Raw genomic sequence first — 12677 nt, 5'->3', positions numbered from 1 at the left:
TTCGGTCGGGGCGGCTCGGTGGTGCCGGGGCCGGTGGCGTCGGGGTGGCGCCCGTCAGAGTCCGGCGAGCTTGCGGAAGTCCCAGGAGGCGACGGCGTCCGGGGTGAGCCGCATCCAGGCGTGCCGGCCGTCGTGGGGCATCGTGTCCAGGCCGAAGTTCTTGGCCGCGAAGAGCTGCTCGGGCGCGTCGAGTTCGGGGCACGGCTCTCCGGTGCGCGGGGCCTCGCCGACGAAGGTGACCGTGCCCGACAGCTCGACGCCGCGCAGCTCGCCGTACTCCTCGCCGTCGTCGACCACGATCGCGACCCTCGGGTCGGCGCGCAGCTCCGCCCAGCGGCGGCTGCGTGTCAGCGAGTACAGCCACAGCGAGGAGCCGTCCCAGGCGAACCAGAGCGCGCTCACGTGCGGGCGTCCGTCGGCCGACACGGTCGCGACCCGGCAGGTGCGCTGTTCGGTGAGGAAGGAGTCGAGCTCGGCCGGGGTCATCATGATCCGGCGTCCATGGCGCTGTGCGACGGTCATCGTCCGCACCCTTCTGGATTTCTGATGAGACGTCAGAAAGCATGGGGGGCCATGCGCGTGCGTGCAAGGGGAGGGACGGTCATGGGGCAAGGGCGAGAGTCGGCGTCGGGTTCGGGTTCTGGATCGGGTTCGGGTGCGAGGTGGAGCTCCAAGGAGCGCATCGGGGAGCTGATCCGGCCGGACGGCGGTGTGGTGCTCCTCACCGTCGAGTGTCAGCAGGGCGTCGTCGGTCCCGACAGCGCGCTGCCCGAACTGGCCGCCGTCGCCCGCGCGTCGGGAGCCCTGCGGAACGTCGCCCGGCTCGTGGCCGCCGCGCACGGGGCGGACGTCCAGGTGATGCACGCCGTCGCCGAGCGGCGCCCCGACGGACGGGGCGCCAACAGCAACGCCCGGCTCTTCCGGGCCGCCGCCCGGCTGCCCGTACAGCAGCACAGCGGGAGCACGGCGGTACGGATCGCCGAGCCGATCCAGGTCGCCGACGAGGACCTCGTCGTGCGGCGACTGCACGGCCTCTCGCCGCTCGCCGGCACCGACGTCGACCCGCTGCTCCGCAACCTCGGCTGCCGGACGCTGATCGTCACCGGCGTCTCCGCCAACGTGGCCGTGCCCAACGCGGTCTTCGACGCGGTGAACCTCGGCTACCGGGTGGTCGTGCCCGGGGACGCCATCGCGGGGGTGCCGGCCGACTACACGCCCGCGATGATCCGCCACACCCTCGCCCTCGTCGCCACGATCACCACCACCGACGAGATCCTGGGCTGCTGGAAGTTCCCCAGGCGTTCCGGCGCCACCGGTGCGGCAGGGGGTGCCGTCAGCCGAGGCTGATCTCCTCGCCCACCACCTGGATCGGCTCCGGCGGCAGCGGGGCGGGCGCCGGTCCCGACTTGACGCTGCCGTCCGCGATGTCGAAGTGGCTCTGGTGGCACGGGCAGACGATGACGCCGTCCTTGACGCTGCTCACGGCGCAGCCCGCGTGGGTGCACTTCGAGGAGAAGGCCAGGAACTCGCCGGCCTTCGGCTGGGTGATCACCAGGCCCTTGTCGGCGAGGACCTTTCCGCCGCCCACCGGGATGTCACCGGTCCGCGCGAGCGTGCCGCCCCCCTCCGGCGCCGGGCCCTCGTCGTCGGTGCCGCCGCCCCCGCACGCGGTGAGCGCCGCCGCGAGGCCCGCCCCGCCCGCCGCCGCGACCACCGTCCGGCGTGCCACTCCGCTCATGTGCTGCCCCTCTTTCCTCGGTGCGCCCGATGCGCGCGGTGTGCTCGACCGAGGCACTGGGCGTGCCCGATGTGGCCGCGTGCTCGGCGCGTGGGTGTGTGGCATCCGACGGTACGGCTGTGACCTGTGTCCCGTTCACAGGATCGGGTCTTCGGTCGCCTTACAGTTCCCAGTAGAGTGTCGGAACTTGGACAACCTTCGATGAAAGTGTCCAGCTCCGGTGAACCCGGGGCGCGATGCTGCCGGAACGGAGGCGACGCGCATGCCGGCACGGTCCGTCAGTGCCCATCACGTACGGGCCGTGCTGCTGGGCGCCGAGCGCCACGGGCTCGCCACCGGCCCCCTCCTCGCCCGCGCCGGCCTCGACCCCGAGCTCGTCGGGGCGACCCATGCCCGCGTCCCCGCCGAGCAGTTCGGCGAACTCGTCAGGATGCTGTGGGCCGCCCTCGACGACGAGCTCATCGGCTTCGGAGGTGCGCCCAGCAAGGTCGGGACGTTCGCGATGATGGCCCATGTCGTGGTCCACGGGAGCCGGGACCTGCGCGAGGCCCTCCGGCGCGCCCAGACGTTCTACTCCCTCTTCCCGGCCGGGCCGCGCTTCCGACTGCTGGAACCCGTCCCCGGTGTGACCGGGGGTGACGGCGCCGACGAGGCCCGGATGGAGTTCGACGTCTCCGGATACGACGACCCCCTCCACTTCGGGGCCGAGTCCACCGTCCTCGTGGCCCACCGCTTCGCGGGCTGGCTCATCCGGCGCCGTATCGGCCTGCGCCGGGTCGAGTTCGTCCACCCCGAGCCCCGGCACGCCCGCGAGTACGCCCTCCTGTTCGGGGCGCCCTGCGTCTTCGGCGCCGCGCGTACGGCGGCCGTCTTCGACCGGACCGACCTCGACGAACCCGTGCTGCGGGACGCGGCGGCGCTCAAGGCCTTCCTCCGCCACGCCCCCGTCGACGTGCTCCTTCGTGACGACCACGGCAGTACGGTGACCGGTCGCGTACGGCACCTGATGGCGCGCGCCCTGCCTCCCGGGCCGGTGCCGACGCCCGGGGAACTCGCCGAACGGCTCTCCGTCAGCCCGCAGACGCTGCGCCGGCAACTGGCCGCCGAGGGGGCGACGTACCAGCGCCTGCGTGACCAGGTGCGGCGCGACCACGCCATCGCCGAGCTGGCCGGCGGACGGGTCTCCATCGAACTGCTCTCCCGGCGGCTCGGCTTCTCCGAACCGAGCGCCTTCCACCGGGCCTTCCGGCGCTGGACCGGCGAGACGCCCCGGGCGTACCAGGCCCGCGGCCGATGGTCGTGAACGCCCCCGCCGGCCGCGGCCCGTGGCCGTTCCCCGCTCGCGGTCCTGGTCGCCCGCGGTCAACAACCCCGAGCGGTACGGTCACAGCGGCCGTCCGCCGCCCGTCCTACCGTCCCGCCATGACCGAAAGCGATCGGTCCGGAGCCGCGCGGCCGCCGGACCCCACCCGACGCCGATGACCATGCGCCGGGCGGCCGGTGCCGCCCTCGCCACCGGGTTCCTGCTCTGCCTCGTCGCGGCCGTGGCCGTGACGGCCCTCGGCGTCCGGATCGACGGAACCAGCATGGCGCCCACCCTCCACCAGGGCGACCGGATCCTCGTCGCGCCGGGCTCCGCCGGCCAGGTGGGCCGGTTCGACGTGGTGCTGCTGCGAGCCACCGGGAAGGAGACCCTCCTGGTCAAGAGGGTGATCGGCCTGCCGGGCGACCGGGTCGCCATCGTCTCCACCCCCGAGGAACCCTTCCTGGTCCTGCTCCAGAAGGGCGGTGAGGGCCCCGTCTACCGGGTGGTCGCAGGCCAGTGGGAGGACCGGGCCCGCCGTACGGGCGCGTGCTGCGGGCCGGACGGCACCCGGTCGGCACGGTCCGGACTGCGGGCCGTGCCGGAGGGCTCCTTCTTCTACCTGGGCGACAACCCCGACCTCTCGGACGACTCGCGGACGTACGGCTGGGGCGACATCGCGCGGGTCGAGGGCCGGGTCGGTGTCCGCGCCTTCCCGGTCTCCGCGTCACCGGACATCGGCAACCGGCCCGTACTGGAGGAGTACCGGGGTCCCGGCCCTCAGGATCTCCGGTTCCCTGATCCCGGTGGCGGCGGGAGCTTCTCGCGGCCGGTGCTCAGTGCGACCCGGACCACGGTGTCCGCGATGCGGCGGGCCGACTCCCCGGGGGACGAGGCGGACTGGACGATGTGACTCGCGGTCAGCCGGACCGCCGCGTCCACGGCCAGTTCGCGCGCCACGGGATCGACGGTGGGCCAGGCCTCCGTGACGTACGCGTCCGCCATCGCCGTCGCCGTGTCGAACGCCGCCGCGGAGCGGGTCGTGAGGTACGAGAGGAGTCCGTCCTCGCCGGTGCTGGTCAGCATCGCCCTGATCAGCGGGTTCCGGGCGGCCAGGGTGAGGGTGAAGCCGACGGCCGCCTCGACGGCGGCGCCCAGGTCGTCCCGGTGGGCGTCCAGGCCCTGCTGGATGCCGACGAGACAGCGCTCCAACTCGCGCTGGAAGAGGGCCTCGCCGATCGCCTCCTTGGAGGGGAACTCCGTGTACACGGTCTGGCGGCTGACCCCGACCGCGCCGGCCAGGTGCGCCATGCGCAGCTTGTCGAAGCCGCGGTCGGCGACCGCCTCGTACGCGGCGTCCAGGAGGCGCTCGCGCAGCAGTGTCCGGACCGTCTCCCTGAAGCGTGGCATCGGCCAAGCCTAGTCCAGCCGGAATTCGACCCAGGATTGTCAGAAGTGTTGACACTTATGATGAGAGTGTCCAATTCTCGAACATGAAGCCGCAAAGTGTCATTCGGCCGGTGCGGCACGACGGTTGGAGATCACATGCAGGAAGAGACCAGAGGGGTCACCCGCTGGCGCAGATCGGCGTTCCTCGCCGTGCCCGCCACGGCGGCCGTCGCCGCCATGGCCACGGCCATGGTGCAGGGCGCGCTCGCCGCGAACCTCTCGCTGACCAGCGTCCCCTTCACCCTCAGCTCGAAGACCGTGGCGGCCCCGCAGGGCATCGGCGCGGTCATGCACACCATCGACGCCGGCGGGGCCAAGGGGGCCGCCGAGGTCGGCATCGCCAAGGCCGGCCTCGACGGCATCTGCGTCCACGCCGTCCAGTCCGTCAACCTCCCGGTGATCGGCAGCCTCGGCACCTGGTCACTGAACATCTCCTCGCCCGCCGCGGCGACCCCGCTCACCAGCGACCAGCTCGTCGCGGGCGCGGGACTCCAGGCCAACAAGCTGGTCCTGGACGCCCAGTCGCTCAAGGCCGCCACGGCCACGCTCAACGCGAGCGACGCCACTCCGAACGTCATCGGCGCCGCCGCCGACGGCGCCGGCATCAAGGGCACCGGCATCACCGACGGCACGCCCGGCCAGTTCGGCCTGGACGCCACCGGCGGCCGGACCGACATCAAGAACCTCAACGCCGACGCCAACGGCGCCACGATCTCCGGCGCGATCACCCTGCCGGACCTCGCCATCGCCATCGCCCACGGCGACAAGGCCTGCTGAGCCGGGCGGCAGCAGCACCGCACGCACCGACGGTGCCACCAGGGACCGGCGGCCCGTGCCGGGGGGAGCGCCCCTCCGCGCGGGCCCCGGTCCCACCCGCAGGAACCCTTCCTCTCCGACTCCCGCTGTGAGGCCCCTCATGACCACCGATCCGCCGCCCGAGCCGAACGCCGTGTCCGACCCGGCCGACCCGCCCGGCCGCCCCGGCGGCGCGCGGGCCGCCTTCCGCCGCTGGCGCCGTACCCGGCCGTTCTGGGCGACCGTCTGGACCGGGCTCGGCGGCTTCGTCATCTTCTTCCTGCCGATGGCGCCGCTCGGCAAGATCCTCCAGGTCGGCGTCGGCGGGATCGCGGGCATGGCCGGCGGTGTCGTCCTGATGGCGATGGCCCTGCTCATGCTGCTGTTGCCCGGTCAGCGCCACTCCGCCGGCGTCATCGCGGTGATCGCGGGCGTCGCGTCCTTCCCGCTGTCCAACCTCGGCGGCCTCTTCGTGGGCATGGTCCTCTCGGTCCTCGGCGGGTCCATGGCCTTCGCCTGGCTCCCCGAGAAGCCCGCCAAGCGGCGCGGCCGCCGCATGCGCCGTGCCGGGACGGCCGCCGAGGCGCCCTCCGCACCCGCCGCGTCCCTGGGGAGCGGATCCGTATGACGATGCGTACGACCGGCATGCGTGCCGCTGCCGACTGGAACGCCCGGATGATCGCCGAGGCGGCCGACGGCACCCGCCGTGGCACCCGCTGGGGGCGCGGCGCGTTCACCCTGGTGCCCGCCGCCCTCGCCGTCGGCGCCCTCGCCACCGCGATGACGCAGGGCGCGCTCGCCGCCAACTTCAGCGTCACCGGACAGCCCTTCACGCTGACTTCCAACGGGGTCGCCGGCAGCGGCTTCGGCGCCATCGTCAACACCCCGGCCGTCGGCCGCCCGGACGGCACCACGACCACGACCACGGCCATGGCGCGCGTCGGTTTCGCCAGCGCCGGGCTCGCCGGGCTCTGCGGAATCGTCCACCAGACGATCGCGGGAGTCCCGTACTCGCTGCTCCTGACGGGCGGCCAGAAGGTGACGGCCACCCCGCCCGCCGCCTTCACCACCGACATCGACGCCTCGAACCTGTACATCCAGGCGACCGAGCTCCAGGCGTACGGGCCCACCACCCTGCAGAACGCCGTACTCGGCCAGTCCGCCGACCAGGTCACCGTGGCGGGCAAGCCGCTCACGGGCGCGCTGCCCGGCGGGTTCGGGCTCGGTTCCGCGGGCGGCGAGGGCGGCAGCTCCATCAGACTGCACGGACTGAACGCCACCGCCTACGACGCGGAGATGGCCGGGGCGCTCGTCCTGCCCGACCTGAAGATCAGGGTCGTCGCGGGAACGGCCACCGCATGCTGAGCCGGCTGAGGTCCGCGTACGGATGGTTCCGGGCCTTCCGCCGCACCCGCCCCTTCTGGGGCGGGGTGTGGCTGGTCGCCGGCGGCTGGACCGTCCTCAAGTTCTCCCTCAGCTCCCTGCAGTTGATCGTGAGCACCGGCTTCGGGGGAGTGGCCGGCTACCTCGTCGGCGGCGGGATGATCCTCTGCGGGCTCGTCCCGCTGGCGCTGCCCGCCCAGCGGTACACCTTCGGACTCATCGGCACGGTCCTCGCGGTCGTCTCGCTCGTCGTCTCCAACCTCGGCGGATTCCTGCTCGGCATGACGCTCGGAGTCCTCGGCGGATCCATGATGGTGGGCTGGGGCGCCAAGCGGCCACGCCGCCGGGCGGCGGTGGAGGTGGAAGGGTGACGCCGGGCGTCGTCCGTACGCGGCCGACCAGGGCGCTCGCCGTGACCGTGGCCCTCGCCCTCGCCGTCGTCACCGCCGTCTGGTCCGGGCAGCCGAGCCGCGCCGCGGGGACGACCGCGGCGGTGGAACCGCTGGGCGTGCCCTTCCTGCCCTCCCCGGACCCCTTGCACGTCACCATCGCCAGCATGGTCGCCGTCTCCATGACCGTCCAGAAGAACGTCACCATCCGGCTCTCCGACGGCACGACGCGCGTCACCAACCAGTACACCTTCACCAAGCTCAAGATCCGCTCGCACATGAACGTGAGCCAGCGGGCCGCCGGGCACACCGTCACCATCGACGTGCCCGGCGAAGGCTCCCTCGGCGGCTACGACAGCGCGGGGAAGCCCGAGACGACCACGATGTGGGGCACCATCTCCAACGTCTGCGTCCGCGTCCTCGTCAAGATCTGCGGGGTGCAGGGCCTGCTCGACTTCTTCGGCTCCCTCATCCCGCTCACGGCGGGCGCCGAGGACTTCGCCGGCGACATCTACGCGATCCGGACGGTCGACGACCACGCGGCCCTCGACTCCACCGACAACCCCGTCCACCTGCCGGGAACCATCACGGTGACCACCCCATGAGCCACGAACGCCGCCCCCCGGAGGGGCGCACCCACTGGCGCCGCTCCCTCGCCGTCGCCCTTCCCGCGCTCCTGGCGGCCGGCGGACTCGGCTCCGCCATGGCGAGCGGCGCACTGGCCGTCGGGCTCCGGATCCAGGACCGGCCCGTCGACTTCACCACCAGCAGCCTGTACGGGACGCAGTACGGCGCCGCCGTCGTCGACCAGGCCGTCGTACGGCCCGACGGCTCCGCGGGAACCGTCCGCGTGCTGCGCATGGGATTCGCGGACGGGGTGCTCAACGGCCTCTGCCTGAGCCAGCGGCAGCAGATCGCGGGAGCCACGTACACGCTGCTGCTCACCCTCGGCGACGACAATCCGGGCTCCTGGGAGATCCGGACCCAGAACACCGTCCTCGACCTGCGGAACGCCACCGGCGTCCTCGACATGGACGGCGTCGTCGACCTCAACACCAACGGAGCCGACGTGAAGACCGTCAAGGACGCGAGCGGCGCGTACGTCCTCAACCCGCTCGGCAGCCCGCAGCACCGGTTCGGCATCCAGGCGCGCTACGCCAAGTTCGACCGGATCGTCGGCACCGCCCAGGACTTCCAGATCCCGGGCCTGCTGACCACTCCCAGGCTCACGCTCTCCGTACGGCCGGGCACGGTCGCCTGCCCGGCTCCGGCCGCGCCCGTGGGGACGCCGGGGACGCCGTAGAGCCGTGGCCGGGGCAGGGGACGTGAGGGGGTGTCTTGTCGATCAGGCCTTCGGCATGGCCATGGTGGCGATCGGCGCCGACGTCGGACGGGGGGAGCCGCCCTCCGGTTCCACGGTGATGCCGATGCCGCTCGACCGGTTCGCGGGCCCCTCCAGAAGGGTGGTCGAGGACGTCGTACCCGAGGCCATCAGGCCGGCCGAGCGCATCGTCCCGGAATCGTCGTACCAGAGCTGGTAGACCTTTCCGGCCGGTGGTGCGGGCATCCCGGCCGCGGCGAACACCGCCCGGTCCAGGGACGGGGCGTGGACGAGCGTGCCCACCACGCCGTCCGCCAGGCGCGCGGTGGAGACCCGGGCGTCGGGCGCCGCGAGCACCACCGCGACGGCCTCGGCGCTCGCCTCGGCCCGGACCGCCCGGTCTCGGGCCTCCTCGGCGCGCTGGTACTGCAGGCCCGCGAGACCCGCGAGCGTCACCGCCCCGGCGAGCGAGGCGGCCAGCGCCCAGCGAGGCAGCCGGCGCGGCCCGCGGCCCGTGCCGAACGCCCGGCCTGCCCCCACGGTCACCGGCGGCAGCTGGCGGACGTCCGCGATCCGGCGCAGCACCTCGGCGCGCAGCTCCTGGCCGACCGGCTCGGCGACGGCGAGACCGAGGCGCGCGGCCGTCTCCGAGAGCTCCCGGACCTCATGGGCGCACGCGGCGCAGTGGGCGAGGTGCCGCTCGACGGCCTCCCGCTCCTCGTCCGTGTCCAGCGCGTCCAGCACGTAGGCGCCGGTCAGCGTGTGCAGCTCACCGCTGGTCATGCCGTCACCCCCAGGCAGTCGCGGAGCCGGATGAGCCCGTCGCGCATCCGGGTCTTCACCGTGCCCAGCGGCAGGGAGAGCAGCTCGGCGACCTCACGGTAGGTCAGGCCCCGGTAGTAGGCGAGGGTGACGGACTGGCGCTGGCGCTCGGTGAGGCCCCGCAGACAGCGCCGTACCCGCTCGCGGTCGAGACGGTTCTCGACCTCCTCCGTCACCTCGTCGTACGCGGGAGTGTGATCGAGGAGGGCGACGCGCCGGGCCCGGTCCGAGGACGCCTGCTCCGAGCGCACCCGGTCCACCGCGCGGCGGTGGGCGAGGGTGAGCGCCCAGTTCAGGACGGAGCCGCGGTCCGGGCGGTAACGCGCCGCGGAGCGCCAGAGGTCGACCATCACCTCCTGGGTGACCTCCTCGGACTGCGCGGGATCACGCACCACCGAGCGGACGACTCCGAGGACGGGTCCCGAGACCTGGTCGAAGACGGCCGAGAAGGCGTCGCGGTCCCCGCGGGCGACCTGGAGCATCAGCGCGGTCAGACCGTCGCCGTCCAGGTCGTCCGGGGGCGAACCCTCGTCGACGCGTGCGCGCTCTCTCACCGGATGTGTCCTCCTGGTCGTCCGCGCCCGTGCGTGCGCCGCTGCCTGTGCCTGCGTGTCCTCGCTTACGCCCCTACTTCGGAGCACCGGCCTCCACGGATTGGTCCGCGCGGCCCCGATCCGCGGGAAGACGGCTCAGGGCTCCCGGCCACCACGCCACCGGGCCGAGGTCCCGGACGAGCGCCGGAACGAGGAGCGAGCGGACGACCAGGGTGTCGAGCAGCACGCCGAACGCGACGATGAAGGCGATCTGCACGAGGAACGCCAGCGGAATGACGCCCAGCGCGGCGAAGGTCGCGGCGAGCACCACGCCGGCCGAGGTGATCACACCGCCGGTGGCGGTCAGCCCGATGCGGACGCCCTCCCGCACGCCGTGGCGCGCCGTCTCCTCGCGGACCCGGGACATCAGGAAGATGTTGTAGTCGACCCCGAGTGCGACGAGGAAGACGAAGCCGTACAGCGGTACCGACGCGTCCGTACCGGTGAAGCCGAGGACGTGCTCGAACACCAGACTCGAAACGCCCAGAGTGGCGGCGAAGTTGAGGGCCACCGTCGCGACGAGGATCAGCGGCAGCACGAGGGAGCGCAGCAGCGCCACCAGGATCAGCAGGATGATCGCCAGCACGACCGGGACGATGAGCGTCCGGTCCCGGGCCGCCGTGCGCTGGGTGTCGTACTGCTGGGCGGTCGAGCCGCCGACCAGGGCGTCCGCCCCGGGCACCGCGTGGACGGCGGTACGGAGCCTGGCGATCGTGTCGCGCGCCGCGTCGCTGTCGGCGGCGGCGGACAGGGTGGCGTCGACGCGGACCCTGCCGTCGACCACGAGCGGCTCGCCGGGGGCGGGGCGGCCCGTGGCGCCGACCGGGAAGGCCGAGTCGACGCCGGGGACGGCCTCGGCGGCCGCGACCACCCGCGTGACCGCTCCGGCGTCCGCGATGATCACCGCGGGGTTGCCCGCGCCGCCGGGGAAGTGGCGGCCGAGGGTCTCCTGGGCGGCGACGGAGGGCGCGTCGTTCACGAAGATCTCGTCGAAGGGCACGCCGCGGGAGTTCAGGGCCGGTGCGAAGGCGGCGCAGGCCAGGAGGGCGGCGAGGGTGACCGCCCACACCTTGCGGGGTGCGCGGTCGACCAGGGCGGCGATCCGGTGCCAGACGGCCGGGCCGCCGGCCGTGGTGGCGGTGGTTGTGGGCTGGGTTGTGGTGGCGGTGGTTGTGGGTTCGGCTGTGGTCGTGCCGGTGTCAGCGGGCGTTCCCGTGCCTTCGGGAAGGGCCTTCGGCCGGGCCGGCCAGTACGCGGCGCGCCCCGTGAGGACGAGGGCGGCCGGCAGGAAGGTCAGGGCGCTGAGGACCGCGCACACGATGCCGATGGCGCCGACGGGCCCGAGCGCCCGGTTGTTGGCCAGGTCGCTGACGAGCAGGGCGAGCAGGCCGAGGGCGACGGTCGCGGCACTGGCGACGATCGGCTCGAAGGAGCGGCGCAGGGCGCGGTTCATCGCGGCGAAGCGGTCCGCGCCGGGCGCGGTGAGCTCCTCGCGGTAGCGGGCGGCGAGCAGCAGGGCGTAGTCCGTCGCGGCACCGATCACCAGGATGGACAGGATGCCCTGCACCTGGCCGTCGACCCTGAGCACCCCGGCGTCGGCGAGCACGTACACGACGGCGCAGGCGAGGCCGAGGGCGAAGACCGCCCCCAGGATGATCATGAGGGGCAGCAGGACGCTCCGGTAGACGACCAGCAGGATGAGCAGCACGGCGATCAGGGCGACCCCGAGCAGCAGCCCGTCGATCCCCGAGAAGGCGCCGGAGAGATCGGCCTGGGTGGCGGCCGGACCGGCGAGATGGACGGTCGTTCCCGGAACCGTGGCAGCCGCCTTCCGGATCGTGTCGAGCGTCGTCGGCAGCTCCTCGCCCAGGTCCGGCTCCAGGGCGACGACGGCGCGCAGCGCCTCGCCGTCCTCGGAGGGCAGCGCGGGGGAGGGCGGGCCTACGATCCCCTCGCGCCCGGTGAGCGAGGTGAGTGCGCGGGTCGCCTCGGCCGTCGAACCGGCGGCCACCGGTCCGCCGTCCCGTGCGGTCCACACCACGATCGCGGGCACGGTCTCGGAGCCGCGGAACGCCTTCTGCTCCTCGATGACACGGGTGGACTCGGCACTGCGCGGGAGGAAGGCCGCCTGGTCGTTGGCCGCGACCTCGCCGAGGCGTCCGGCGAAGGGGCCCAGACCGCCGCCCACGGCGAGCCAGGCGACGAGGAGGACCAGGGGTAGCAGAAGGCGGGTCCTGCGGGCGGCGCTGGGCGGCATCGGGGCTCCGAACTATATCTCAGGCATTGACTATCTCAATGAATGAGAGATTTTCTATCATGCGGGTACCACGGCTCTCCACACCCCTTCGGTTTCAGCCTGCCGGACGGATGCGCCGCTTCAGCGGCGCGGCACGCGCAGGGCTCCGAGCTCGTCGTTCAGCGTGTTCAGGAAGCGCAGCGCGGCCGAGAGCTCGGCCGGGCCGAACTGCTCCCTGGCCCGGTCCGCCGCCTCCGCGAGCGGCATGAAGTACCGCCGGGCCGCGGCCCTCGCCCCGTCCTCGTAACGGATGTGCACGACACGGCGGTCCGCGCTCTCCCGGGTCCTGCGGATGTGTCCCGCCTTCTCCAGGCGGTCGAGGCAGGCCGTGACCGCGCCGGACGTGAGCCCGAGATGCTCCCGCAGCCGCCCCGGCGTCAGCGGTTCCGGGCTGTCCAGGACGACGGCCAGCGCCTGGACGTCCGTGGGGTGCAGGCCCTGCGCCTGCGCGAAACCGTGCACCAGCCGATTGAGCTCGCCCTGGGTCCGGCGCAGCGCGACGGCGAAGCTCTGCAGGTCACCCACGGTGTCCTCGGGGGCGGCGGTGGCGTCTCGGTCTTCATGGCGGGGCACGCGTTCAGCCTATAG

General features: G+C 73.3%; 15 protein-coding genes and 1 pseudogene. 9 read left to right on the top strand and 7 right to left on the bottom strand.

Annotation, left to right across the window (positions count from 1 at the left end):
• Positions 1 to 54 precede the first annotated feature (54 nt).
• Positions 55 to 522 (bottom strand): pyridoxamine 5'-phosphate oxidase family protein, encoded by a 468-nt coding sequence (locus tag IO20_RS0104830; RefSeq protein WP_030545762.1) that lies wholly within the window; start codon positions 520 to 522, stop codon positions 55 to 57.
• 81 nt (positions 523 to 603) lie between these two features.
• Between IO20_RS0104830 and IO20_RS0104825 the strand changes: the two genes are divergently transcribed.
• Positions 604 to 1347 (top strand): cysteine hydrolase family protein, encoded by a 744-nt coding sequence (locus IO20_RS0104825; protein ID WP_245684860.1) that lies wholly within the window; start codon positions 604 to 606, stop codon positions 1345 to 1347.
• Here the strand turns inward: IO20_RS0104825 and IO20_RS0104820 are convergent.
• Complete coding sequence (locus IO20_RS0104820; protein WP_030545766.1) at positions 1334 to 1738, bottom strand: Rieske (2Fe-2S) protein; 405 nt, start codon at positions 1736 to 1738, stop codon at positions 1334 to 1336. The two genes, IO20_RS0104825 and IO20_RS0104820, sit on opposite strands and share 14 nt — an antisense overlap.
• A gap of 262 nt (positions 1739 to 2000) precedes the next feature.
• On the opposite strand from IO20_RS0104820, the gene IO20_RS0104815 reads away from it, so the two are divergent.
• A complete protein-coding gene (locus tag IO20_RS0104815) occupies positions 2001 to 3041 on the top strand; it encodes an AraC family transcriptional regulator (protein WP_030545768.1) in 1041 nt (346 codons plus the stop codon).
• 175 nt (positions 3042 to 3216) lie between these two features.
• Positions 3217 to 3750 (top strand): annotated as a pseudogene (gene lepB / locus IO20_RS0104810) (signal peptidase I); the annotation flags it as partial.
• Positions 3751 to 3821: 71 nt separating this feature from the next.
• Here the strand turns inward: lepB and IO20_RS41205 are convergent.
• Complete coding sequence (locus IO20_RS41205) at positions 3822 to 4451, bottom strand: TetR/AcrR family transcriptional regulator (RefSeq protein WP_030545772.1); 630 nt, start codon at positions 4449 to 4451, stop codon at positions 3822 to 3824.
• A 135-nt stretch (positions 4452 to 4586) separates the two neighbouring features.
• On the opposite strand from IO20_RS41205, the gene IO20_RS0104800 reads away from it, so the two are divergent.
• From IO20_RS0104800 to IO20_RS0104775, 6 genes are all read left to right on the top strand, one after another.
• Positions 4587 to 5267 carry a DUF6230 family protein gene (locus IO20_RS0104800; RefSeq protein WP_030209617.1) on the top strand — a complete coding sequence of 227 codons (681 nt, stop codon included), beginning with the start codon at positions 4587 to 4589 and terminating at the stop codon, positions 5265 to 5267.
• Positions 5268 to 5406: 139 nt separating this feature from the next.
• The gene (locus IO20_RS0104795; protein ID WP_030545775.1) at positions 5407 to 5913 is read left to right on the top strand and encodes a DUF6114 domain-containing protein; all 507 of its coding nucleotides are present in this window, start codon (positions 5407 to 5409) and stop codon (positions 5911 to 5913) included.
• Positions 5910 to 6650, top strand: coding sequence for a DUF6230 family protein (locus tag IO20_RS0104790; RefSeq protein WP_051874237.1), 741 nt, complete (start codon positions 5910 to 5912; stop codon positions 6648 to 6650). The genes IO20_RS0104795 and IO20_RS0104790 overlap by 4 nt, the downstream gene beginning before the upstream one ends.
• Positions 6644 to 7039, top strand: a complete 396-nt coding sequence (locus IO20_RS0104785; RefSeq protein WP_031126883.1) for a DUF6114 domain-containing protein — start codon at positions 6644 to 6646, stop codon at positions 7037 to 7039. The genes IO20_RS0104790 and IO20_RS0104785 overlap by 7 nt, the downstream gene beginning before the upstream one ends.
• Positions 7036 to 7662: a hypothetical protein gene (locus IO20_RS0104780; protein WP_030545779.1), complete on the top strand. Its 627-nt coding sequence runs from the start codon at positions 7036 to 7038 to the stop codon at positions 7660 to 7662. The genes IO20_RS0104785 and IO20_RS0104780 overlap by 4 nt, the downstream gene beginning before the upstream one ends.
• Positions 7659 to 8360: a DUF6230 family protein gene (locus IO20_RS0104775; RefSeq protein WP_030545781.1), complete on the top strand. Its 702-nt coding sequence runs from the start codon at positions 7659 to 7661 to the stop codon at positions 8358 to 8360. Before IO20_RS0104780 ends, IO20_RS0104775 begins: the two co-directional genes overlap by 4 nt.
• 42 nt (positions 8361 to 8402) lie before the next feature.
• On the opposite strand, the gene IO20_RS0104770 is transcribed toward IO20_RS0104775, so the two are convergent.
• The 4 genes from IO20_RS0104770 to IO20_RS0104755 all read right to left on the bottom strand — a co-directional run bounded on the left by IO20_RS0104770 (position 8403) and on the right by IO20_RS0104755 (position 12662).
• Positions 8403 to 9161, bottom strand: coding sequence for an anti-sigma factor (locus IO20_RS0104770; protein WP_030545782.1), 759 nt, complete (start codon positions 9159 to 9161; stop codon positions 8403 to 8405).
• Positions 9158 to 9709, bottom strand: a complete 552-nt coding sequence (locus tag IO20_RS0104765; protein WP_281181574.1) for a sigma-70 family RNA polymerase sigma factor — start codon at positions 9707 to 9709, stop codon at positions 9158 to 9160. Before IO20_RS0104765 ends, IO20_RS0104770 begins: the two co-directional genes overlap by 4 nt.
• Before the next feature lie 118 nt (positions 9710 to 9827).
• Positions 9828 to 12050: an MMPL family transporter gene (locus IO20_RS0104760; RefSeq protein ID WP_030545786.1), complete on the bottom strand. Its 2223-nt coding sequence runs from the start codon at positions 12048 to 12050 to the stop codon at positions 9828 to 9830.
• A 120-nt stretch (positions 12051 to 12170) separates the two neighbouring features.
• Positions 12171 to 12662, bottom strand: coding sequence for a MarR family winged helix-turn-helix transcriptional regulator (locus IO20_RS0104755; protein ID WP_030545788.1), 492 nt, complete (start codon positions 12660 to 12662; stop codon positions 12171 to 12173).
• Between the last annotated feature and the right edge of the window lie 15 nt (positions 12663 to 12677).

The organism is Streptomyces exfoliatus (assembly GCF_000725545.1).
GTDB lineage: Bacteria > Actinomycetota > Actinomycetes > Streptomycetales > Streptomycetaceae > Streptomyces > Streptomyces exfoliatus.
The sequence above is the reverse complement of the archived record's forward strand: the minus strand, read 5'-3'. Positions and strand labels throughout refer to the sequence as shown.